The organism is Nocardia sp. NPDC050718 (assembly GCF_040654235.1).
Classification (GTDB): domain Bacteria; phylum Actinomycetota; class Actinomycetes; order Mycobacteriales; family Mycobacteriaceae; genus Nocardia.
This window is the reverse complement of the sequence record NZ_JBFAHQ010000001.1, coordinates 1870160-1892489: the sequence shown is the minus strand read 5'-3', so window position 1 is coordinate 1892489 and position 22330 is coordinate 1870160. Positions and strand designations below refer to the sequence as shown.

General features: G+C 70.0%; 23 protein-coding genes and 1 pseudogene. 10 read left to right on the top strand and 14 right to left on the bottom strand.

Translation table 11 applies throughout. The features are described 5' to 3' along the window. The first annotated feature begins 6 nt into the window (after positions 1 to 6). Positions 7 to 1683 carry a hypothetical protein gene (locus AB0H54_RS08605; protein WP_357343846.1) on the top strand — a complete coding sequence of 559 codons (1677 nt, stop codon included), beginning with the start codon at positions 7 to 9 and terminating at the stop codon, positions 1681 to 1683. A gap of 89 nt (positions 1684 to 1772) precedes the next feature. Here the strand turns inward: AB0H54_RS08605 and AB0H54_RS08600 are convergent, their stop codons facing one another. Together AB0H54_RS08600 and AB0H54_RS08595 are read right to left on the bottom strand one after the other, a co-directional pair. Next, positions 1773 to 2153 (bottom strand): hypothetical protein, encoded by a 381-nt coding sequence (locus AB0H54_RS08600; RefSeq protein WP_357343844.1) that lies wholly within the window; start codon positions 2151 to 2153, stop codon positions 1773 to 1775. 305 nt (positions 2154 to 2458) lie between these two features. Next, positions 2459 to 3289, bottom strand: coding sequence for a helix-turn-helix transcriptional regulator (locus AB0H54_RS08595; RefSeq protein ID WP_357343842.1), 831 nt, complete (start codon positions 3287 to 3289; stop codon positions 2459 to 2461). 134 nt (positions 3290 to 3423) lie between these two features. On the opposite strand from AB0H54_RS08595, the gene AB0H54_RS08590 reads away from it, so the two are divergent. Then, positions 3424 to 4311, top strand: a complete 888-nt coding sequence (locus AB0H54_RS08590) for an NmrA/HSCARG family protein (RefSeq protein ID WP_357343840.1) — start codon at positions 3424 to 3426, stop codon at positions 4309 to 4311. Here the strand turns inward: AB0H54_RS08590 and AB0H54_RS08585 are convergent. The 3 genes from AB0H54_RS08585 to AB0H54_RS08575 all read right to left on the bottom strand — a co-directional run bounded on the left by AB0H54_RS08585 (position 4292) and on the right by AB0H54_RS08575 (position 7813). Then, positions 4292 to 5992 (bottom strand): nitrilase-related carbon-nitrogen hydrolase, encoded by a 1701-nt coding sequence (locus AB0H54_RS08585; RefSeq protein WP_357343839.1) that lies wholly within the window; start codon positions 5990 to 5992, stop codon positions 4292 to 4294. The two genes, AB0H54_RS08590 and AB0H54_RS08585, sit on opposite strands and share 20 nt — an antisense overlap. Positions 5993 to 6068: 76 nt before the next feature. Continuing rightward, on the bottom strand, positions 6069 to 6737 hold the full coding sequence (locus AB0H54_RS08580) for a response regulator transcription factor (protein WP_357343837.1): 669 nt from the start codon (positions 6735 to 6737) through the stop codon (positions 6069 to 6071). Then, positions 6734 to 7813 (bottom strand): histidine kinase, encoded by a 1080-nt coding sequence (locus AB0H54_RS08575; RefSeq protein WP_357343836.1) that lies wholly within the window; start codon positions 7811 to 7813, stop codon positions 6734 to 6736. The genes AB0H54_RS08580 and AB0H54_RS08575 overlap by 4 nt, the downstream gene beginning before the upstream one ends. Positions 7814 to 8065: 252 nt before the next feature. On the opposite strand from AB0H54_RS08575, the gene AB0H54_RS08570 reads away from it, so the two are divergent. After that, positions 8066 to 9040 carry a cation diffusion facilitator family transporter gene (locus AB0H54_RS08570; RefSeq protein WP_355282329.1) on the top strand — a complete coding sequence of 325 codons (975 nt, stop codon included), beginning with the start codon at positions 8066 to 8068 and terminating at the stop codon, positions 9038 to 9040. Positions 9041 to 9540: 500 nt separating this feature from the next. Here the strand turns inward: AB0H54_RS08570 and AB0H54_RS08565 are convergent, their stop codons facing one another. After that, positions 9541 to 10839: a lipase family protein gene (locus tag AB0H54_RS08565; RefSeq protein WP_357343833.1), complete on the bottom strand. Its 1299-nt coding sequence runs from the start codon at positions 10837 to 10839 to the stop codon at positions 9541 to 9543. Continuing rightward, positions 10836 to 11996 (bottom strand): alpha/beta fold hydrolase, encoded by a 1161-nt coding sequence (locus AB0H54_RS08560; RefSeq protein ID WP_357343831.1) that lies wholly within the window; start codon positions 11994 to 11996, stop codon positions 10836 to 10838. The genes AB0H54_RS08565 and AB0H54_RS08560 overlap by 4 nt, the downstream gene beginning before the upstream one ends. A gap of 196 nt (positions 11997 to 12192) precedes the next feature. Here AB0H54_RS08560 and AB0H54_RS08555 point away from each other — a divergent pair, with 196 nt between their 5' ends. Continuing rightward, a complete protein-coding gene (locus tag AB0H54_RS08555; RefSeq protein WP_357343829.1) occupies positions 12193 to 13440 on the top strand; it encodes a helix-turn-helix domain-containing protein in 1248 nt (415 codons plus the stop codon). On the opposite strand, the gene AB0H54_RS08550 is transcribed toward AB0H54_RS08555, so the two are convergent. Continuing rightward, entirely contained in the window at positions 13437 to 13889 is a 453-nt protein-coding gene (locus tag AB0H54_RS08550; protein WP_357343827.1) for a MarR family transcriptional regulator, read from the bottom strand. The two genes, AB0H54_RS08555 and AB0H54_RS08550, sit on opposite strands and share 4 nt — an antisense overlap. A 99-nt stretch (positions 13890 to 13988) precedes the next feature. Between AB0H54_RS08550 and AB0H54_RS08545 the strand changes: the two genes are divergently transcribed. Together AB0H54_RS08545 and AB0H54_RS08540 are read left to right on the top strand one after the other, a co-directional pair. Further along, the gene (locus AB0H54_RS08545) at positions 13989 to 14741 is read left to right on the top strand and encodes a class III extradiol ring-cleavage dioxygenase (RefSeq protein WP_357344271.1); all 753 of its coding nucleotides are present in this window, start codon (positions 13989 to 13991) and stop codon (positions 14739 to 14741) included. A gap of 26 nt (positions 14742 to 14767) precedes the next feature. Next, the gene (locus tag AB0H54_RS08540) at positions 14768 to 15262 is read left to right on the top strand and encodes a DoxX family protein (RefSeq protein WP_357343825.1); all 495 of its coding nucleotides are present in this window, start codon (positions 14768 to 14770) and stop codon (positions 15260 to 15262) included. Between the two features lie 104 nt (positions 15263 to 15366). Here AB0H54_RS08540 and AB0H54_RS08535 read toward each other — a convergent pair. The 3 genes and pseudogenes from AB0H54_RS08535 to AB0H54_RS08525 form a co-directional block, all read right to left on the bottom strand. Further along, a pseudogene (locus tag AB0H54_RS08535) lies at positions 15367 to 15681 on the bottom strand (transglycosylase family protein); the annotation flags it as partial. A 364-nt stretch (positions 15682 to 16045) separates the two neighbouring features. Beyond that, on the bottom strand, positions 16046 to 16750 hold the full coding sequence (locus tag AB0H54_RS08530) for a flavodoxin family protein (RefSeq protein WP_355282343.1): 705 nt from the start codon (positions 16748 to 16750) through the stop codon (positions 16046 to 16048). A gap of 87 nt (positions 16751 to 16837) precedes the next feature. Beyond that, entirely contained in the window at positions 16838 to 17461 is a 624-nt protein-coding gene (locus AB0H54_RS08525) for a TetR/AcrR family transcriptional regulator (RefSeq protein ID WP_357343822.1), read from the bottom strand. Positions 17462 to 17597: 136 nt separating this feature from the next. Here AB0H54_RS08525 and AB0H54_RS08520 point away from each other — a divergent pair, with 136 nt between their 5' ends. Both AB0H54_RS08520 and AB0H54_RS08515 read left to right on the top strand, forming a co-directional pair. Beyond that, the gene (locus tag AB0H54_RS08520) at positions 17598 to 18206 is read left to right on the top strand and encodes a CatB-related O-acetyltransferase (protein ID WP_357344269.1); all 609 of its coding nucleotides are present in this window, start codon (positions 17598 to 17600) and stop codon (positions 18204 to 18206) included. A 3-nt stretch (positions 18207 to 18209) separates the two neighbouring features. Continuing rightward, complete coding sequence (locus AB0H54_RS08515) at positions 18210 to 19367, top strand: macrolide family glycosyltransferase (protein ID WP_357343820.1); 1158 nt, start codon at positions 18210 to 18212, stop codon at positions 19365 to 19367. On the opposite strand, the gene AB0H54_RS08510 is transcribed toward AB0H54_RS08515, so the two are convergent. Next, complete coding sequence (locus AB0H54_RS08510) at positions 19364 to 20002, bottom strand: sigma-70 family RNA polymerase sigma factor (RefSeq protein ID WP_357343818.1); 639 nt, start codon at positions 20000 to 20002, stop codon at positions 19364 to 19366. The genes AB0H54_RS08515 and AB0H54_RS08510 overlap by 4 nt on opposite strands. Positions 20003 to 20117: 115 nt before the next feature. On the opposite strand from AB0H54_RS08510, the gene AB0H54_RS08505 reads away from it, so the two are divergent. Next, entirely contained in the window at positions 20118 to 20621 is a 504-nt protein-coding gene (locus tag AB0H54_RS08505) for a DM13 domain-containing protein (protein WP_357343816.1), read from the top strand. Positions 20622 to 20626: 5 nt separating this feature from the next. Here the strand turns inward: AB0H54_RS08505 and AB0H54_RS08500 are convergent, their stop codons facing one another. Beyond that, positions 20627 to 20860: a zf-HC2 domain-containing protein gene (locus AB0H54_RS08500; protein WP_355282354.1), complete on the bottom strand. Its 234-nt coding sequence runs from the start codon at positions 20858 to 20860 to the stop codon at positions 20627 to 20629. Between the two features lie 90 nt (positions 20861 to 20950). Continuing rightward, positions 20951 to 21583, bottom strand: a complete 633-nt coding sequence (locus tag AB0H54_RS08495; RefSeq protein ID WP_357343814.1) for a response regulator transcription factor — start codon at positions 21581 to 21583, stop codon at positions 20951 to 20953. An 82-nt stretch (positions 21584 to 21665) separates the two neighbouring features. On the opposite strand from AB0H54_RS08495, the gene AB0H54_RS08490 reads away from it, so the two are divergent. Then, positions 21666 to 22325: a hypothetical protein gene (locus tag AB0H54_RS08490; protein ID WP_357343812.1), complete on the top strand. Its 660-nt coding sequence runs from the start codon at positions 21666 to 21668 to the stop codon at positions 22323 to 22325. Positions 22326 to 22330 lie beyond the last annotated feature (5 nt).

Genomic DNA, 22330 nt, shown 5'->3' with positions numbered 1-22330 from the left:
ACACCAGTGAGCACAGCGCGATGTCTGCGCACGGGAACCGTTGCCGCCGTCGTGGCTTTGGCCACGGCACTGGCGGTTCCGGCCTGTAGCAGCAACTCTTCGGAATCGGGCGACGGCCGCTCGTCGGCTACCTCCTCCCCGGCGCCCGCCGGGAGTGGTTCGGCGCGGAATCCCCATCTGGCCGCGGACAAGTACGCGGTCACCCATCTGGACTCGAGCCAGTCCGACAGCTTCGACGATCCGGTACCGACGGGCACCTTCCATATCGACCCGGCGCAGATGCCGCGCGTCACGGTGGGCCCGGTCAGCATCATCACCCTGGCCTCCACCGACCCGGAGTATCGATGGATCTCCTCGTCCGCCGGTGTGCGGTACGTCGACGTCTCCGACGGTGGATTCAAGGAAGTCGCCGGGATGGACGCCCCCGGCGTCGCACCGCTCCCCGCGCCGGCACTGGACGCGGTGCTGAATCAGAACTTCGCCGACGTCGCCCAGATCCAGAACGCGGTGAAACAGGGCTGGGACGGGATGACCTGGAGGCGCATCACCAACGGCGTCTACAGCCTGGTGGACAAGGACAATCGCGTCTACTACACCACCGGCGACTCCCAGCTGTATGTCTTCGGGCTCGCGAACAACGACAAGCCCGAAGACGGCATCGAGATCATCGAACACCTCGACCTGAAACCATTTCTGGGCACCGGCACGACCGCAACGGGCCTGCCGGAGAACGTGGTCGGGGTGAACCTGACCTACGACGGGCGCCTGATCGTGGCCTCCACGCGTGAGGTGCTGGCCTTCGATCGCACCGATCTCGACGCCGCCCCGCAGCGGGTGCGTTTCGGCGAGGACGAGACCGTGTCGAACTCGATGGCCATCGATGCGGACAACGGCATCTACATCGCCTCGAACAAGATCATGCGCAAGATCGTGTGGACCGGGTCGAAACTCTCGACCGAGGAAGCCGACGGCGCGTGGTCCTCGCCCTATGACACCGGCCGCCGACCCCCCGCGGTGAAGTTCGGCACCGGCACCGGCTCCACGCCCACCCTGATGGGATTCGACGGCAAGTCCGACGAACTGGTGGTGATCACCGACGGCGCGGACCAGATGCATCTGGTCGCGTTCTGGCGCAACAAGATTCCCGAAGGCTTCCAGCAGAAGCCCGGCACCAGATCCAACCGCATCGCCGATCAGATCCAGGTGACCGCGGGCCTGCCCGACCCGCTGCCGGAATTCGTGCAATCCGAACAGTCGGTCGTGGTCGACGGGTACGGCGCGTTCGTGGTCCAGAACATCGGTGCGGGCGGCCAGCCCGACCGGCTCATCGACGTCCTCGCCAACGGCCCGGTCGACACCCCGCCACACGGCATGCAGCGTTTCGAGTGGGATCCGGCGGGGCACCGCTGGAACTCGGTGTGGGCACGCGGCGATGTCGCCTCGACCTCCATGGTCCCGGCGGTGTCCACCAGTACCGGGGCGGTGTTCGTCAACGGCTACAGCAAAGCCGACGGCTGGGAAGTCACCGGTCTCGACTGGAGGACCGGGGAAACCGTGCACCGCACCATCTTCGGTCACTCCAACCTCGGCAACGGCGCCTACGCCATCATCGAGGCCCTGCCCAACGGCGACCTGCTGTTCAACAGTATCGGCGGACCCTTCCGCGCCAAGATCGCCAAGTAGACGCCTAGCACCGACGCGACGGTCTGCCCAGATCCACCGGGCAGACCGTCGTGCAGCGTCCAGCAACGGGCAGGTGCGACCCGGGCATGTCATTCGTTGGCGGAGATCGCGGCGTCGAGTTCCTGGAGAGCTGTGTCGTACTGGTCGCGGTCGAATAGGAAGGGGCCGAGTGCGGTGTAGTCACGAGTGGTGCGGTGGGGCTGTTCGAAGCGATCCCACACGACGAGGTGGCCGGTCAGGGTTATGCGCGTCAATAGTAGCCAGCAGCCCATTACCCCGCAGCTGCAGGCGAGCACGGGGGCTTTCTGTCGCATGACGTAGGAGGACCCGTGGAAATGGTCCATCGCCGACTCCAACCGGAAGAACACTGGAACGAGGCCGCCGTACGCGTCACCCGCAGGCTCCATGCCGGCGCGGATTTCGAAGGTATCGATGAGATCGGTCAGGGGGATGGTGTCGATGCGGGGCATGATCTGGTGGACGTCGGTTCGTCCGGGCGGTCCTGGGCGATAGTCGAAACCGATCTCGCTGATTGCTGTCGAACGTATGCGTCGCAGGCGCTGGCGATCTCGGGTGGTCGACCCAACACCCGTGTGGCGGCGGGCGTCTGGGGCCTGAGGCCTTCCGGGGATCATCGCCCGAGGCGCACGACGCCCTTCTCAGTGGAAAGAATCATGGCGTCAACGTATCCAGGGCTCGTCCAACCCGCAAGGTGGACGACCGCCGCGCCGCCCTGGCCGGGTGAACTCGAACGCGCCGAGCCACCTGATCGAGTTCACCCGTTCAGGTAGGCGTTGATTCGTTCGCGGTCCGCGTCGGTGGCCGGAAGCTGGACGACAAGTAGCAGTTCCGGGTTCTCGACCAGGCGGAATTGGAAGAGTTCCAGGTCTATCGGACCTGCCTCGGGGTGGTCGATGCCGATGGTGGTCGGCTGGAAGTCCTGGACCGGGTACTCCGACCACCAGGTGCGGAATTCCGCACTGGCCGTGCTCAGTTCGGCTACGACCTGGGTCAGGCGTGGGTCGCCGGGGCTGTTGCCGAGCAGGACGCGGAACTGGCTGAGGATCGCTCGGGCGGCGGGTTCCCAACGGCGCATCATGGCGCGGTTGCGGTGGTCGGTGTACATCCACCACAGCAGATTCCGGCGGCCGGGGGGCAGGGCGGCCGGGTCGGTGCGAATCCGGCTGAACGCGGTGTTCCATGCGACGAAGTCCAGCCGCGCGTCGTGCACTACGGCGGGGGTCGGCGACATCGTGTCGACAAGCCGTTGCAGGCGCGCGATTTCGTCGCCGGTCCGATACCGCACGACCGGATCGGCGAACCCCGCGAGCCTGCGGAGCTGCCGGTGCTGGGTGACGTCCAGATGCAGCGCCCGCGCCAGCGCGTCGACCACCTGCGGGCTGGCCGCGATCTTGCGACCTTGCTCGAGCCAGGTGTACCAGCTGAGGCTGACGCCGGCCAGCTCGGCGACTTCTTCCCGCCGCAGGCCCGGGGTCCGCCTCCGCCCGGGAATCACATCCGCGGGGAGACCGACGTCGGAAGGCTGCAACCGGGACCGGTGTGCTTTGAGGAACTCGGCGAGTTCGGTGCGGCGATTTTCGCTCATGGCGCTCCCGTTGTCTCGGCGAACAGTGATGTTCTGGGTAGCAGTATCGGTGCCAGGACCGGTGGGCGCCGGCGACTTACCGTCGTAGACACGAGGTGATCGCGAAAGGTCATCCGGGACAAGGGAGTACGACGATGAGTAACGACCGCGAACCGGTGCTGGTGATCGGGGCTACCGGGCAGCAGGGGCGGGCGACGACGACGGCGCTGCTCGAACGGGGCGCGCAGGTCAGGGCGTTCGTGCGGGATCCGGAATCGGCGGGGGCGCTGGCGCTGCGGGCCGAGGGTGCCGAGCTGGTGGTGGGCGATCTGGACGATCCGGGCAGTGTGAAGGCGGCGCTGGACGGCAGCGGCAGTGTGTTCCTGATGCTGACCATGATGGAGGGCGTCCACATCACGGCGGCCGGGATCGCCGCGGAGCAGCGGCGCGGTGAGCTGGTGATCGATCTGGCGCGCGACAGTGGGATCGAGCATCTGGTGTACAGCTCGCTGCGGGGCGCCGGGGAGGACTCGGGGGTGGAGTATTACGCCGCCAAGACGCACCTCGAGGAGTACATCGCCGCGCAGGGCGTCCCGGCGACGATCCTGCGGCCGGTGTTCTTCATGGACAACTTCCGGTCGTTCAATCGCCCCGTGCTCGACGATTCGGGCACGCTGCTGGTGAATCTCGCTGTGCGCGCCGATATTCCGATCTCGCTGCTCTCGGTCCGCGATATCGGCGCGTTCGCCGCGCTCGCCCTGACCCACCGCGCCGAGTACCTGGGACGCACGGTGTCGATCGCCGGTGACCGGCTGACCCCGCCCCAGATCGCCGAGGTCTTCGGGGCGGCGGCCGGACTGCCCGCGCGCAGCACGCAGGTGCCGATCGAGGCGGTGCGCGCCTTCGACGAGCAGGTGGGCAAGATGTTCGCGTACTTCAACGAGAGCCCCGACGAGCCGCTCGACCTGGCCGCGCTGCGCACCGCCCACCCCGACCTCCAGGACCTGGCGACCTGGGTGACGACTACCGGCTGGCGGCCGTGATCGGGCGGCGCTGGGCCGCGACGACTCCGAGCACCGTGAGCGTGAGCGTCAGCACGCCGAACCAGTCGCCCCAGCGGGCGTACGGCGTGCCGGCGGTGCTGGTGCCGAGATCGGTGATCGCCATGCGGGTTTCGGTGATACCGGTCTCGACCGAGACGTCGATGCGGCCCTGCGCGTCGACGCCGAGCAGTTCGCCCAGTTGCGCGGGCCGGGCGATGGCGATGCCGGATTCGACGGCCCGCACGACGGCCATGCGGCTGTGCAGCCAATGGTCGACGGTGAAGTCCAGGGCCGGGGCGAGCAGCAGGGTCGCGCCGTTCGCGCGGTTCTCGCGGACGAGGTCGGGGTGGTCGAGATCGGCGCAGATCGCGAGCGCCCACGGGCGGCCGGGTACCGGCACCATGGCCCGGCCTGCCCGCAGGCTCGCTTCGAGGCCGGGCACCAGATACCGCTTGGCGTAGACGGTTTCGCCCGGATAGGCGATCGCGGCATTGACGGTGCCGCCCTGCTGTTCCAGTTCCAGGCCCACCACCACGTGCGCCCCGCGCCGCCTGGCGACGTCGTCCAGTGGCTCACTCAGCCGAGCCAGGTCAGAGGACGTTGCGTGCCAAGCCTTCTCGGTGAAGACGACGACCTCGGCGCCCTGATCGGCCGCCCGCTCGACCATCGTCACCGCCTCCGCGATCATCGCCGCGCCGAGAGCGGAGTCGACGGGAACGTACATGGGCGGTTGCGCCAGCGCGACGAGGGCGACCCGGACGACAGGCCCCTCGCCAGCCGAGCACACAGCACCCGCCGCGCCGGCGCCGAGCGCCAGCACAGCCGCGATGCCGACAATCCGACGCCGCCTCGTGCTTCGAACCTCATACAGTGCCCTGGAATGGCCGTCTCCTCCCCGACGCTGCCATGGGCTTCGCTCCCCTGCCACCGCTGCGGTCCGAGCACCGGCAATTCCGCGCCGCATCGCATTTCGCACCGAACCAGCCACAGCGCCGACGATCCTCCGCCACTGTGGGTTTCGCACGGCCGACGCCGCGACGTCGACGGTCCGGCGCGGCTGTGTGCCCGATGCCCCCGGCACCGCCACGGTCGCGGCATCGGCAGGTGCGAGCGGCTGCGGGTTTCGCAGCTGAGGCGCCGTCACGGCCACTACGACGGCTGGCACCGCGAGCAAAAGAAAGGTGATTCCCGCGACGCCGGTGATCGCGGCGATCCGCACGATCGGTCCCACCTCGGCCTGGGAGTAGCCGATGCTCCACCACGCGCCGACCCCGCCGACCAGGCGGTACAGGTATTCGGCGCAGGTCCAGGCGGCGGGAAAGGCGAGTGCCGCGAGTCCGATCCGGTGACGCGCGAGCAGCGCGCGGAACAGCAGGACGCACGCTCCGTACGCGAGGGCGCTGCCGCCCAGCAGCACGGCAGCGGCGAGGATCGGCTGTTCCAGTGTCCGCACGAGATACGGCCAGTAGCGGGCAGTCCCGCCGAGCCAGGACAGCACCGCCGCCGTATACACGGCCCGGGCGGGGTAGCGCGGTGCCAGCCACAGCACCGGCAGCGGGGCGAGGAACGCGACCAAGGGAATCGGGTGCAGGCCGGTTCCCACCGCCCACAGCCCTGCTGAGATCACCGTGGCCGCGCACCAGATACCCATGTGGACAGATCTTTTCGTCGAGAAGGTCACTGCTCGATGGTCGGCGGCGAGCGGTACCGCGCACATCGCCCGGACGAGCGGTCCCGCCTCCCTCCCACGAGGGAGATCAACGTCCCGGCAGCCCGTTGTCGCCGGGCGCCACCATCCCGGATTCGTAGGCGAACACCACCGCCTGCGCCCGGTCACGCAAGCCGAGCTTCGACAGCACCGAACTGACATGGGTTTTCACGGTGTGCTCGGTGACGACCAGGCGCGCGGCCAGTTCCGCGTTCGAGCGGCCCGCGGCGAGCTCGCGCAGGATGTCGCGTTCGCGGGCGGTGAGGGCCGCCAGGTGGGCGGTGGCCTCCGGGCGGCGGGTGCGGGCGATCTCGGCGATCAGGCGACGGGTCACCGACGGGGCGAGCAGGGCCTCCCCCGCCGCGACGACGCGGACGGCGGCGACCAGCTCGGCGCGACGGGCGTCCTTGAGCAGGAATCCGCTCGCGCCGGCGCGCAGGGCCGCGTAGACGTAGTCGTCCAGATCGAACATGGTCAGTACCAGGACTTTCGCGTCGGAATCCGCGCAGATGCGGGCGGTGGCGGCGACGCCGTCGAGCCGGGGCATCCGGACATCCATCACCACGACGTCGGGCCGCAGCCGTCGGGCCGCGGCCACCGCGTCGAGGCCGTCGGCGGCTTCCCCGACGACCTCGATGTCGGGTTCGGCGTCCAGGATGAGGCGGAAGCCGGTGCGGAACAGTTCCTGATCGTCGACGACGAGTACCCGCATGCTCACTTCCCCTGCGCCAGCGGCAGTTCCGCGTCGACGGTGAATCCGGTGGCGGTCGGTCCAGCGCGGAGCACGCCGCCGCAGGCGTGCACGCGCTCGCGCATTCCGAGCAGGCCGAATCCGGTGGTGTCCGAGCGGGACGGGCCGGTGCCGTCGTCGACGACGCTGACCCCGAGGCGGTCCGCGGACCAGCGCACCGCGACGTCGACCCGGCTCGCCCGCGCGTGCTTGCCGGTATTGGTGAGCGCCTCCTGCACGATCCGGTAGGCGGCGGCCTCGGTCTGCGGTGCGATCGGTGCGCGCGTTCCGTGTTCGGTGTAGTGCGCGGCGAGGCCGGGGCGCTCGGCCCGCGCGACGAGGTCGGCGACGGCGGCCACGCCCGGCGGGTGGGGTGGGTCGTCGCCGTCGCGGAGTGCGCCGATGCTGTGCCGGAGTTCGCGCAGTGCGGCGCGGCCGTCGTCGGCGATCGCGGCGAAGGCGGTGTCGGGGTGCGCGAGCAGGGGGCCGGTCTCGGCGCGCAGGATCATGGCGCCGACGGTGTGGGCGAGCCCGTCGTGCATGTCGCGGGCGATGCGCAGCCGTTCCCTGGCCACGGCGGCGGCCCGTTCCTCGTCGAGGCGGCGGGCCCGCTCGGCGAGGACGTCGATCTGGGCCTGCCGAGCCCGCACCCCGGCGCCGAGCGCCCACGCGGTCAGGAACGACATGGCGGCGTAGCCGTAGGAGTCGACGGGCTCGTTCGGCACCAGGAGCGAGACGAGAATCCCAGCCGCGACCAGCATGAACGTGATCCGGCGCTGGATCGCCGAACAGGAGGCGGCGATCGTGTACACGCACACCACGGTGCCGAACGGCAGCACGGGCATGGCGTGCGCGCAGGCCAGCGCGGTGATCGCGGGTCCGACCACGCCGAGGGTGGCCAGCGGCGCCCGGCGGCGCCAGAGCACCGGGACCGAGGCGAGCACCGACAGCCCGACGATCCACCACGTCGCACCGGCGACGACGGTGGGTCCGACGGTCACGACCGTCACGATGGCGGCGATCAGCGCGTCGATCGGTTCGAGCGGTTTCCGAGGCAGGCCCACGACGATCCAGTCTGACCGGCGACCGCGCGCCGCGCCTCCCTCGCGAGAGTGATTCCCGCACCGCGCGGTGGTGGTTCCCCACGGCGGCGCTCGCGGGCCTAGGCTGGATCCGGACCGGACGAACGGGCGGCTACAGGCCGATGACCAGCGACGATGCCCACCCCGGACCGCGGCGAATCAAGAACGAATTGCATACATAGCGATGTATGCATACGATAGCGACCGATCGAACCGCAGGGAGAGGTGAACACGATGGGCGCAGGACACGGACACGACCACGGGGTGTCGGCCGACAGCGACAAGCGCTGGCTGGCCGGCGCGCTGGCGGTGATCGTCACCTTCCTGATCGGTGAGGTGATCGTCGGCATCGTGGCCGATTCGCTGGCGTTGCTCTCCGACGCGGCGCACATGACCACCGACGCCGCCTCCATCGTGCTGGCGCTGGTGGCGATCCGGCTCGCCAAGCGCCCGGCCACCGGCCGGATGACCTTCGGCTGGAAGCGGGTGGAGATCCTGTCGGCGCAGGCCAACGGCCTGACGCTGCTCCTGCTGGCGCTGTGGCTGGGCTACGAGGCGATCCGCAGGCTGTTCGAGCCGCCGGAGGTGCACGGCACCCTGGTGCTGGTGACCGCGCTGATCGGCATCGTGGTCAATGTCCTGGCGACCTGGATGATCAGCCGCGCCGACCGGACCAGCCTGAACGTCGAGGGCGCCTACCAGCACATCCTCAACGACCTGTTCGCGTTCATCGCGACCGCCGTGGCGGGCCTGGTCATCATCCTCACCGGCTGGGTGCAGGCCGATGTCGTCGCCACCCTGATCGTGGTGGCGCTGATGATCAAGGCGGGCATCGGGCTGATCCGGGCGTCGAGCCGGATCTTCCTCGAGGCCGCCCCTGACTACCTCGACCCCGAGCGAGTCGGTCGTGACATGGCCGCGCGCGACGGCGTGACCGAGGTGCACGACCTGCACATCTGGGAGATCACCTCCGGCTCCCCCGCCCTGTCGGCGCATGTGCTCGTGCAGCCGGGGCACGACTGCCACGCGGTCCGCGAGGACATCGCGCACATGCTCGACCACGAACACCACATCGAGCACGTCACCCTGCAGGTCGACCACGCCAGGCCGGCGGTCATCGGGATCGGCGCGGTCGACGACGACAGCCACTGCGGCGAGCCGCACGGACCCAAGCACGTCTCGACCGGCCGGGTGCCGCACACGCACTGACCCCACGAACGCGGGAAGGCCCCACACCTGGACAGGTGCGGGGCCTTCTCGTCGGTCACGCTGTCAGGGCGGACCCGGTCGTTTCATCGACCTGGAGGCTTGCTCAGCCGCCGAAGGAGCCGGTCCACAGGGTGTCGACCAGGCCGTGCAGGGCGGCGCCGAGGGTGTCGAAGAGGCCGTTCAGGGCGGCGCTACCGGTGTCGATGATAACGGGGATCATAATAATTCCTCTGTTTCTCGCATAGGCCCAGCCGGAGCTGGCTTACAGATGACCTATCGACGCCGGAACGCCGCGAGTTACGAAATTCCGGAATTCGTGACCCGCGTAACAACAACCCTCGTAAACCTATTACTACCTGCGGTTTTACCCGAATACCTCACGTTTCTGAGGGGATTATGAGAATCGCATGAGATTCATGTTGCGCTCATCCGATAAGACCGAATTTCCGATGCCCCGAAAAATAGGGGCACCGCTCACGAATACATAGCGGGACAGCTGGTCACACCTGTTCACCCGCGCCCCGGATGGGTCGGCCGCCGACCATGCCCGCGACCAGGGCGAGGAAGCCGAGATGGGCGCGCAGCGCGGCGCCGTCGCGGGCGACGGAGGCGACCGTGGCCGTCCCCGGCGTCACCGGATGACCGGCGAACCGGTCGGCCAGCCAGGCGAGCACGACCGGAACCACCAGGAACTCCAGCGGCAGGTGCGAGCCGCGGCGCACGCGCAGGTATTCGACCGTGGCGCCTGCCTCGCGATAGCGCTGGACGTGGGCATCGATGTCGGCGACGGCGATCACCTCGTCGCGCACGCCCTGCACCACCAGCAGCGGAGCGGCGGGCGCCCTGGTGCCGGGCTCGATGTCGGCGAGGATGCGGCGCAGGGCCGGTTCGGCCAGCAGCCCGGCCAGCCCCTCGCGCAGGTGCCGGGCGACATCGCGGCGGGCGAACCGCCACAGCAGCGCGAAGGTGGTGCGCTGTTCGGCCTCGCCGAGCAGGGCGCGGTACCGGTCGTCGAGGTGGTCGTCCAGGACCGGGTCGAGATCGGGGTAGGCGCGGCGCAGGCCGGCGACGAACGCGGCGGGGAAACCGGCGAACCAGCCGCCGTTGAGGCGGACGAACGCCGCCGCCGGGTCACCCACCGGCGACCCGGCCGCCGCGCCGACGATGGTCAGCTCCGGCGCGTACTCGGCGGCCAGCTCCGCCGCCCACGCCGTCGCCAGGCCGCCGCCGGAGTAGCCCCACAGAGCGACCGGGGTCGTCGGCGTCAGCCCGAGTGGCACGAAGCCGAGCGCGGCCCTGATCCCGTCCAGCGCCCGGTAGCCGGGCTCGCGGGCGGCGCCGAACCGGCCGCCGAGCCCCTCGTGATCGGGCACCGACACCGCCCAGCCCTGCCGCAGCGCCATCGCCACGATCGGCAGTTCGAGCGGCGCGATCGAGCCGGTGGTCTGCGCGCCGAGCCGCAGCGCGTAGGAAGGGAAGCACTGCGGGGCGACGGCGTCGATGGCGCACTGGAACGAGACCAGCGGACGCGGACGCGTTGGGTCGGCGCCCCACGGCAGCAGCACCGTGGTCACCGCGACCTCGGGCGCACCGTCGAGATCGCAGGTCCGGTACAGCAGTTGCCAGGCCGCGATGCGCTGGCGCACCAGCCCGAACAGGGCCAGCTCCACCGAACGCGAGCGCACCACCGTGCCCGGCGCGAGCAGCTCGGCGCCGGGCGGGGTGGCGTAGAACGGGTCGTCGGGCGGGAGCAGCGGTGCGGTGCTCCACTGCGTCAGCGCGAGCGGGTCGAGCCTCACAACTTGCCGCCGCCACCGAAGAACCAGGGATTGAACGTGCAGGTCAAAGCGAGACCGCCTTCCGGGTCGAGGGCCCGCAGCGCGATCGAGGCGGCGCGCGGGGAGTACATCATGGTCAGGTGGTCGGAGATGTCCTGCTCACAGCCGTCCTGCAGGGCGATGTTGTCGACGGTGGCATCGGGTCCGGCGCGCAGGAAGGCCAAGTCGAGGGGGTTCATCACCTCGTCGTAGCGGGAACCGACGACGGTGTAGGCGACGCCGGGCACGGTGTCACCGCTCGCGTTGAGCGTGCTGTAGAACGGCGAGCCGATGGCCTGTTCGACATTGGCGACGCCGATGATCGGCCGGTAGAAGCCGAGGATGTCGATGCCGGCGTTGTTGATCATGCGGCCGAGGGTGGCGATGCCGAGCAGCGCGGTGCCGTGGTGGGTGGCGCCGAAGGTGACCAGCTTGCCGACCTTGCCCTGGCCGCCGTCGAACTTGAGGTAGTGGTTGGCGATCGTGCCGCCCTGGGAGTGGCCGACGATGTCGACCTGGTCGGCGCCGGTGGCCGCCCGCACCCGCTCGATGAAGCCCGCGACCTGCTGCGCCGAGTCGGCCATCGGCCCGACGCCGTAGCGGCCGGGCAGCACGGCGCCGAGGCCGCCGCCCTCGAGCAGGCCGGACTTGCCGTAGTTCAGGGTGAACACGCAGTATCCGGCCTTCGCCAGGCGCGGCGAGAGGTAGGAGAAGGTGTCGTAGGCGTTGAGCCAGGTGCCGTGCAGGAGCACGACGGGACGCGGGTGCTGTGCGCTCGGCTTGCAGTCCCAGCGGTTGGCGCCGGGCGGCGCGGCGTCGGGGTGCAGCAGGCCGTACGCGAAGGCGGGCAGGTAGGCCGACATCTCCGGCCCCTCGCCGACGGCGTCGGAGGCGCGGCTGCCCGCGGACCCCGAGCTGCTGCCCGAGGCGCTGCCGGTGTCGGCGATGGCGGTGGGCCTGCGGCCGTCGGGGGCCGTGGCCATCCCGGCGTCGAGGTATTCGGCCAGCGAGGCGATGGTCGGTTCCAGCACCGGGTCGGCGCTCGCCGGGCCCGTGCCGAGAACCGAGGCCGCGGTGAGGCCCGCGGCGATACCGAGTCCGCACAGGGTGCGGCGCAGTGGCTGCGTCGTTGCAATCATGGTGGTCAGTCACTTCCGTCGAACCGCGTCGGCCAGCGTTGGCTCGGACGCGCACAGCGAATCTATGACCGGCGCCACAGCGGTGTCACTGCACCGTGCACCGAGAAAACGTCGCACTTGTTGGCGCGGGAACCAAGATCTGTGCGTTCTCGATGGGAGCTGCCCACGCCGCCCTGTTCTCGGACACAATCAGGTCATGCTCGCCGAACACCCCGTTACCGCACCACCCGCTTTGACCGCACGACTATTGACCCGCTGGCCCCAGATCGCCGAGCGGATGCTCGCCGCGGGGCTCGGTGCCACCGCCCCCGCCGAGCTGCCGCCGGGCCATTTCACCGCGGAAGTCCTGCCGACCATCTACGCCTGCGGGCGCGCCGTGCTCGAGGCGATCGCCGCCGAGCGCGAGTTCACCCAGGCCGAGGTCGCGGCGTTCGTCGGGCCGGTCGCCGAGCGCCACGCCGAGGACCGGCTGCCGCTGCCGATGCTGATCGGCGCGATCCACGGCTCGGCGCAGGCCGTGCTCGACGAGGCGTTCGCGCTGGCCGAGCCCACCGAGATGAACGACCTGGTCCGGGTAGGCAGCGGACTGCTCGAGTTGCTGCGCCACATCAACATGACCGTCGTCGAGACCTACACCGAGGTCGAGCAGTCGATCTATCACGCCGAGCGCGAGGCCCGTCGGGAACTGTGTTCGGCGCTGGTGCGCGGGCTGCCTGCCGAGGAACTCGCCGCGCGCGCCGACACCGTGCTCGCCGACCAGTACACGGTGCTGGCGATCCACCTGAGCGAGCCCGCCCGCACCGGCAGCGCGGCGAACCTGGTGACCCGCCGCCGGATCCGGGTCCTGCAGCGCGCACTCGACGAGCTCACCGGCACCACCACCCCGGCCACCTTCGACGGCGCGAACGGCATCGCGCTGCTGAGCAACAGCTCCGAGACCGACGCCCTCGGCGCCCGGCGCTTCGACGAGCTCGCCGCCCGGCTGACCGATCAGTACGGCGTGACGGTGTATCTGGCCGAGTTCTCCGGCGTCGCCCGCGACGCCATCCCGGCCGCGGCCAAGGACGCGACCGAGCTGACCGAGCTGGCCCGGCTGCGCGGCAGGCCCGGCGGCTGCTACCGCCTCGACGACCTGCTGCTCGAATACCAGCTCACCCGCCCCGGCCCGGCCAGGGAACGCCTGGCGCAGCGGGTGATTCCGCTGCTCGGCAGTCCGCATCTGATCGAGGCGCTGGAAGCGCACCTGCGCCACGGCGCCGACCGCAAGACGGCCTCACGCAAGATCCACGTGCACCCCAACACCTTCACCTACCGGTTGCGCCGCATCGCCGAGCTCACCGGACTCGACCCGGCCGACCCGACCGATTCGCGCATGCTGGCCGCCGCGCTCACCGTGCACCGGCTCGACACCCCGCAGCGGCACGGCGAGGACCAGCAGGTCTAGCGGGTCAACCCGTCGGCGACGGCACCGAGCCCCGCGGAGATTGCGGCGCGCTGCGCGGGCTCGAGCACGTCGACGAACACCCGGCGCACCACCTCGACGTGCCCGGGCGCCACGGCGTCGAGCTTGGCCCGGCCCGCCTCGGTGAGCACCGCGTTGACGCCGCGCACGTCGGTGTCGTCGTCGACGCGACGCACCAGCCCGGCCTGCTCGAGCTTGCCCACCTGATAGGTGAGGCCGCTCTTGGAGGTGTAGCTGGCGGCGGCGAGGTCGGTCATCCGCATGGCGCCGCCGGGCTCGGCGGCGAGCCGGACCAGCACCTCGTACTGGGTGTGCGTGAGCCCCTCCCCCTTGAGGTGCTGGTCCACCGCGCGGTCGACCAGCGCGCCCGCGGCCAGGAACCTGACCCACAGCCGCATCTCCTCGGCATCGAGCCACCTGGGTTCTTCCATGCCGCAAACCCTAATCACTTCGGCGGAATAGCTGCGCATCGCGTATTGTTCAAATTTGAACATACACAGTTCACCGATCCGAAGGAGCCGACCGTGACCATGCCGGTGCTCTACCTCTCGCACGGCGCTCCGCCGCTGATCGACCACGCCACCTGGCCCGCCGAGCTCGCCGCCTGGTCGGCCGACCTGCCCCGGCCGCGCGCGATCCTGATCGTGTCCGCGCACTGGGAGTCGGCCCCGATCACCCTCGGCGCGACCACCACCGTGCCGCTGGTCTACGACTTCAGCGGCTTCGCCCCGCGCTACTACGACCAGCGCTACGCCGCCCCCGGCGCGCCCGAGCTCGCCGCCCGGGTGCGCGAACTGCTCGGCGGCGCGGTCGCCGACGCCCCCGATCGCGGCCTCGACCACGGCGCCTACGTGCCGCTGAGCCAGATGTACCCCGACGCCGACATCCCGGTGCTGCAACTGTCGATCCCTACACTGGATCCGCAGGACCTGATGGAGTTCGGCCGCGCACTCGCCCCGCTGCGCGCCGAAGGTGTGCTCATCATCGGCAGCGGGTTCTTCACCCACAACCTGCGCGCGCTCACCGCCGACGACCACCACGTGCACTCGTTCACCGCCGAGTTCGACGACTGGGGCCGCCGGGCACTCGACGACCGCGATATCGACACGCTGCTCGACTTCGAGCACACCGCCCCCGCGCCGCGGCTGGCCCACCCGCGCACCGAGCACTTCGCCCCGCTGTTCCTCACCCTCGGCGCGGGCGCCGAGGACATCGACTCCCTGCGCACCGTCATCGACGGTTACTGGTTCGGGATGGCACGACGCTCGGTTCAGATCGGCTGACCGGGCGCAACGGAAAGGACATCGCCATGACCACATCGACCACCCCCACCGACGCCGGACTCCTCGTGCTGCGCCTCGGCGTCGGCGCGACCATGGCCGCGCACGGCACCCAGAAGCTGTTCGGCTGGTTCGACGGCGGCGGCCTGTCCGGCACCGAGAAATTCTTCGCCGCGAGCGGCTATCCGTCGGCGAAAGCCTTCGCCGTGGTGGCCGGGCTGAGCGAGACGCTCGGCGGCATCGGCCTGATTCTCGGCCTGCTCACCCCGCTGGCCGCGGCGGCGATCCTGGGCACGATGCTCAACGCGATCGCGGTGAAGTGGGGCGGTTTCTTCTCGCCCAAGGGTGTCGAATACGAGATGATCCTGGCGGTCGCGGCGACGAGCCTGGCACTCAGTGGCGCAGGCGCTTTCGCGCTCGACCGGTTCGTCCCCGGCCTGCGCAACTACAAGCTCGCCTACGGTGTGGGGGCCATTGCCCTGGCCGTGCTCGTCGGCGGAATAACGCTGCTCGTCCGGAATTGAAATTCAACGAAAAAACCCGCTATTCGACGTGTGCATCGAATAGCGGGTTATTCGTTTCCCGACAAGGAAAGTCTGAAATTCAGCGCGCTTTACAGGTAGGCGCTGCACACCGGCCAGGCGCCGGGACCCTGCGCGGCCAGCACGTTCTCCGCGATGCGGATCTGCTCCTCGCGGCTGGCGTTGTCGGCGGTGCCGGTGCCACCGTAGGCCTCCCAGGTGCTCTGCGAGAACTGCAGGCCGCCGTAGTAGCCGTTACCGGTGTTGATGTTCCAGTTGCCCGTGCTCTCGCACTGCGCCACGGCGTCCCAGTTGTTCGCCGAGGCGGTCGCGGTGGTCAGACCGGCCGGAACGGCGATCATGGCGCCGGCGACAGCGGCGAAACCGAGGGCACGAGTGGTGAACTTGCGATTGAAAGACATAAGGATTCCTGCCTGCGCCCACCGGCTCGGTGAAGTAATCCACCGCGTCCCTGCCCCTCAGTAATGTCGGGGATCCTCGAAATCGCGGGGCAGGCTTTCCGGTGTTCTGCGATTCGATTCGGCTCGGGTTGTTGTTCAAGCCGTGACCGAATGTAGCCGGAATGCGAGCTGAGATCACGTCTGGATCACGGACGCGTCTGTACCGGACATTGTCCAAAGGAACACTGTTCCGCGCAGGTCCACCGTGACAAATCCGTAATCACAATACTGTCGTTATACCGTCGTTATGTGACCGGGATCACCCGTATATAGCGACCCCGGTCACGTTTCCGATCCGGCAATTCGGGCATCGCGCCCGCGCGGGTCAGCGGTATTCGGGGTTCTCGAAGCCGAACCGGCAGCCCGCGTCCCACTCCGAGCGCTGGTTGCCGTGGACCGGGATGCCGCCGACATCGCGCAGGATCCGGGCCAGATGCAGGAGATTCCAGGTCATGAAGGTGGTGTTGCGGTTGGTGAAGTCGTTGTCCGGGCCGCCCGAACCCGGGTCGAGATAGGACGGCCCCGGCCCCGCCTCACCGATCCAGCCCGCGTCGGCCTGCGGCGGAATGGTGTAACCCAGGTGCTGCAGGCTGTAGAGGATGTTCATCGCGCAGTGCTTGACGCCGTCCTCGTTCCCGGTGATCACGCAGCCGCCGACCTTGCCGTAGTAGGCGTACTGCCCCGCGGCGTTGAGCTGCGACGAGTTGCCGTAGAGCCGCTCGATCACCCGCTTGGTGACCGAACTGTTGTCACCGAGCCAGATCGGCCCCGCGATCACCAGGATGTCGGCGGCCATGACCTGTTCCTGCAGCGCGGGCCAGGCGTCGGTGGCCCAGCCGTGCTCGGTCATATCGGGCCAGACGCCGGTGGCGATGTCGTGGTCGACGGCGCGGATGTGCGAGACGGCGACGCCGTTCTCCGCCATGATGTGCGCGCTGACGTCGATCAGACCCTGCGTATTGCTCGGTTCCGGCGAACGCTTGAGCGTGCAGTTGATGAACAGCGCCGACAGATCGTCATAGGTCGCCATGGTCGTTCGGCCTCCTCGGTGGATGACGCGGCGATCCCCGCCGCGCAGTACCGTGCCCGCACCGGCCGTGACGTTACGGCGGCGAGGTCACATCCCAGGGCGCCGCGAGAGCACAGCACGATGTCGACGGCTCTCCCCGGCCACCGCACTCTCGGCCGCCCGGCGCGGCAGCTCCGGATCGGGTTCCAGCCGGAGCAGGACCAACCGGTGGTAGACCGGGGCGGTCGCGGTGATCAGCAGGGCGCGCGCGTCGACAGCGGGCGCGAGCTCACCGCGCTCCACCGCCCGTCGTACGACGACCTCCGACTGGCGGTAGCGGTCGGCCCACAGCTGCCGCAGGGCGTCGGCGGCCTCCGCGGAGCGGAACGACACCGCGATGAGCGCCACCGCGATCGAGTTCGGCTCACCCAGCGAGTCCTGGATCTCCTGGTTGAGCGCGGTCAGGTCGCCCACCAGCGACCCGGTGTCGCTGGGCTGCCAGTCGATGTCTCCCGCCGCGGTGAACAGGTCGGCGATCAATCCCCCGGTATCGCGCCAGCGGCGGTACACGGTGGCCCGGTGCACGCCCGCGCGGGCCGCGACGGCGTCCACGGTGACCGCGTCGTAGCCGTTCTCGGCCAGTTCGGCGCGGACCGCGTCGAGGACCTGGGTGCGGATCCGGGCGGTCCGGCCGCCGGGGCGAGTCCGGGGTGTCGGCGAGGGGGAACTCATATCGGTTATCCGGTTGCTCGGTGGGACGGGGTCGTGGCACCATCCTAACGCGATAGTTGTCGCACTAATACCGGAGGAGTTCGCTGTGCCAGAGAAATCGACGCCCGAACCTCCGGATCCGGCAACGCTGCATCCCATGGCGGGCCAGCCGCGGGTGGTGCTGCTGAAACCGCTGGTCACCTCGCCGCTGATCGAGGTCGGCGAGTTCACCTACTACGACGATCCCGACGACGCGACCGCGTTCGAGAGCCGCAACGTGCTCTATCACTACGGGCCGGAGAAGCTGATCATCGGGAAGTTCTGCGCCCTGGCCACCGGCGTCCGGTTCCTCATGAACGGCGCCAACCACCGCATGGACGGACCGTCGACCTTCCCGTTCCCCACCATGGGCGGCGCGTGGTCGGCGCATCTGGACCTGCTCACCGACCTGCCGAACCGGGGCGACACGGTCGTCGGCAACGACGTGTGGATCGGCAACGGCGCGACGATCATGCCCGGCGTCCGCATCGGGCACGGCGCGATCGTCGCCGCCGGGTCCGTGGTCACCCGCGACGTCCCCGACTACGGCATCGTCGGCGGCAATCCGGCCCGGCTCCTGCGCACCCGCTACGACGACAACGACATCGCCCGGCTGCTGGCCCTCGCCTGGTGGGACTGGCCGACCACCCACCTCACCGAGCACGTGCGCACGATCATGAGCGGCACCGTCGCCGATCTGGAAGCCGCCGCCCCGACCGGAAAGTGAGCGATGCCCCGCCACCTCGCCATGATCGGCATCCCGATCGTCAGCCACGTCCTGCCGAGCCTGGCGGTCATCCGGGAACTGGTGGCTCGCGGCCACCGGGTGACCTACGCCAACGACCCGGCCGTCGCCGACCTCGTCACCGGCACCGGCGCCGACTTCGTGCCGTGCGCCTCGCTGCTCCCGGTCGCCGACAACGCCTGGCCGGACGACCCCGTCGCCGCGCAGAACCTGTTCCTGGACAACGCGATCCACGCACTCCCCCAGCTGCGCGCCGCCTATGACGACGACCCCGCCGACCACTACCTGTACGACATCGGCGCCTACGCCGCCCGCGCACTCGCCGAAGCCCAGCAGCGACCCCTGCTCCAGCTGTCGCCGACCTTCGTGGCCTGGCGGGGCTATGAGCAGGACGTCGCGGTGCACCTGCGTGGCCTGCCGGGCGCCGCCGCCTACCGCGAGAAGTTCGCCGGCTGGCTGCGTGGGTGTGGTGCGACGACCACCGACGTGGACGCGTTCGCCGGTCCACCCGAGCGCGCGCTGGCCTTGATTCCCCGGGCCATGCAACCGCAGGCCGACCGGGTCGACAGCGACATCGTCACTTTCGTCGGCCCGTGCTTCGCCGCCGACGAGACCACCTGGACCCGACCGACGGCGGACAAGGTCCTGCTGATCTCGCTGGGTTCGGCCTACACCCGCCGACCGGAGTTCTATCGCCGGTGTCTGGCGGCCTTCGGCGACCTGCCGGGCTGGCATGTCGTGCTGCAGATCGGCAAGCACACCGAGGCGAGCGAACTCGGTGCCATTCCAGCGAACATCGAAGTGCACTCGTGGGTCCCTCAGCGAGCGATCCTGGAGCAGGCCGACGCTTTCGTCACCCATGCCGGGATGGGCGGGTGCGGCGAGGGACTGCTCTCGGGTATCCCGATGATCGCCGTGCCGCAGGGCGCCGAGCAATTCATGAACGCGGACCGCCTGGCCGAACTGGGTGTGGCCCGCCGGATCGACACCGCCGACGCCACCGCCGAAAACCTGCGGTCGGCCCTGTTCGAGCTCGTGGGCGATCCCGAGGTCGCGCGTCGCTCGGCCGCGCTGCGCACCGAGGCCAGGGCCGAGGGCGGCACCCACCGCGCCGCCGACCTCGTCGAATCGCTGCTCGCCTAGCGCTGGAAGTACTGCTCGAGCCGCGCCCGCACGGTCGACCTGGCGCGGTGCAGCAGCACGCGCTGATTGCCCGCCGAGATGTCGAGCAGCGCGCAGACCTCGTCGGCGGAGTAGCCCTCGATATCGCGCAGGGTGAGGACGGTGCGGTGACGGTCGGGCAGGGCGGACACCGCGGCGGCGAGCAGGCGGGCCACCTCGGCGCGTTCGACGGCGTCCTCGGGTTCGGACCACGGACGCGGCTTGGCGCCGATCGCCCAGTGACCCGGGTACCGATCACCGGGCGGGCGGAACCGGCCCGGATCGACGGCGGGCCCCTCGTCCTCGGGCAGCAGCGTGGCGAACGGGACCGTGCGATGCTCCTTGATCCCACGCTTCTTGGCGGTGTTCACCAGGATCCGATACACCCAGGTCTTGAGCGAGGAGCGGCCTTCGAACCGGTCGACACCGCGCACCACGGCCAGCCACGCCTCCTGCACCACTTCCTCCGCGGAGGCATCGGTGGAGACGAACGAGCGCGCCAGGCGCAGCATCGAGCCGGACCAGGCATCGACGACCTGCGCGAACGTCGCGTCGACGCCCGCTCGCAGCTCGGCGACGAGCACGTCGTCGGCGGGCAGGGCGCCGTCGTGTCCCACCGGGTCTCCTCGCTGTCACCACTCGCGTCGCTGGCAGCACAGTACCGCCGCGCGGCGGTGTAACGCGCGGGACCGGTCCGGGAACGGAGAACGCATGCGAGAGAAGGAGAAGACCATGCCACACCGCCGTATCCGCCGAACCGTCCTCAGCGTGCTGGCGGTGGGGTTCGTCGCCGCGCTGGTCGTCGGCCTCTACCTGTTCCAGCCGTGGCGGCTGTTCACCACGACGACCGTCGACGAGGCGCCGGTCACCGCCATGGGCGGCGCGCCGGTGTCGGTGATCGCGTCCGGCGAGTTCCTCTCCCACGAACACGACACGACCGGTTCGGCGCAGCTCCAGCGCCTGCCCGACGGCACGCTGGTCCTGCGGATCACCGACCTGCGCACCTCCGACGGGCCCGCGCTGCACGTGTGGCTCACCGATCAACCGGTGATCGGCGACGACTGGCACAACTTCGACGACGGCACGCACATCGATCTGGGCGCGCTCAAGGGCAACGAGGGCAACCAGAACTACACGCTGCCCGCCGGCACGGACCTGTCGGCCGTCGAGTCGGTGAGCATCTGGTGCGCCCGCTTCCACGTGTCGTTCGGGGCGGCCACGCTGACGCCGGCCTGAGCCGGTCAGGCGGGGCGGTGCCAGTCGCGGAACGCCGCGAGCAAGGTGGTGCGCGCCGGGCCGGAGAGCTGCTCGGGCGCGAGTCCGCCGAGATCACGGGTGGTGCGGCGGATCTGCTCCAAGTAGACCTCGCAGCCGTCGCACTCGGCGAGATGGGCGAGGAAGCGCAGTTCGGTCGCGCTGTCGAGGGCGCCGTCGAGGAAGCTGGTGACCAGCTCGACGAATTCGTCGCAGTCCATTCGCACCGGCTCCTCTCGCTCGGCCAAGCATAGCCATCGCCGCACCCTTCAGAGCCCGCGGCGGCCCCGGCGTTACAGCCGTCGGCGGGTTCAGGCGAGCAGGCGCTTCTCCGTCGCCACCGCGACGGCCGCCGCCCTGGTGTCGACGCCGAGCTTGTCGTAGATGCGGCCCAGGTGCGTCTTCACCGTCGCCTCGCTGATGTGCAGCGCGCGGGCGATCTCGCGATTGCCGAGGCCCTGGGCGAGCTGGCCGAGGATGTCGCGTTCGCGCGCGGTGAGGGTGGGGCCGGGATTGCGCATCTTGGCCATCACCTTCGCCGCGACCGGCGCGGACAGCGCGGTCTGCCCGCTCGCGGCGGCGTGGATCGCGGCGAACAGCTCCTCGGGCCGCTCGGCTTTGAGCAGGTAGCCGGTGGCGCCCGCCTCGATCGCGCGGGTGATGTCGGCGTCGGTGTCGTAGGTGGTGAGGACCAGGACGTGCGGGGTCGGCGCCGGCTGCGCGGTGATCCGGCGGGTGGCTTCGACACCGTCCATGTCGCTGCCGAGTTGCAGATCCATCAGCACCACGTCGGGGTGCAGGCTCGCCGCCAGCGCGACCGCGGCCGGGCCGTCGGCGGCCTCGCCGATGACCTCGATATCGGGCGCGCTCGACAGCAGCGCGTGCAGTCCGGCGCGGACGACGGCGTGATCGTCGCAGATCAACAGGCGGACGGCGGGTTTCACAACTGCCGATGCTAGCGCGCACTCCGCACCGGAACATCGTTCCCCATTGCGCACACCGTACGGCAGCCGTACAGTGTTCGACATGACGAACATCGTGCGCACACCGTCGGCCGAGGCCACCGCGACCGGCCCGATCGCGGCCTTCGCGCGGTTCGTCGCCTGCGGCGGCGGGCTGGGCCTCGCGTCGAGCGCGGCGGTCGCGCAGCTGGCCTGCGTGCTGCCGTGGGCCGTCGCGAACGCGGTGGTCACGATCGTCTCGACGCTGCTCGGCACCGTGCTGCACGCGCTGATCACCTTCGGCGGGCGCACGCTGCCGGGATGGCGGGAGCACTGGCAGTCGGCGGGGTCGGCCGCCGCGGCCTACGCCGTCACAAGCGCGGCGATGTTCGGCTTGTTCGCCGTGCAGGCAGCGCCGGGGGTGCTCACCGAGCAGGTCGTGTACCTGTCGGCGTCCGGGCTCGCCGGGATCGGCCGGTTCCTGGTGCTGCGCATGGTCGTCTTCGCCGATGAGCGCCCGACCACGCGGATCGGCCGCGCGGCGACCCGCGAACCGATCGCGAACACCGTCGGCCGCACCACCGTTGGCCTACCGGCCGAGGTCACCCGCACCGAATGGCTTGGTGTACCGGCGGGGTCGGCCGGCGGCCCGGCGGGGACCCGGCAACGGATGCGCCCGAGCACGACCCGGCTGGTTCTCCCGGCGCCCCGACCGCACCGGCACTGGCTGCCCGCCGCCGCGTAGCGCCC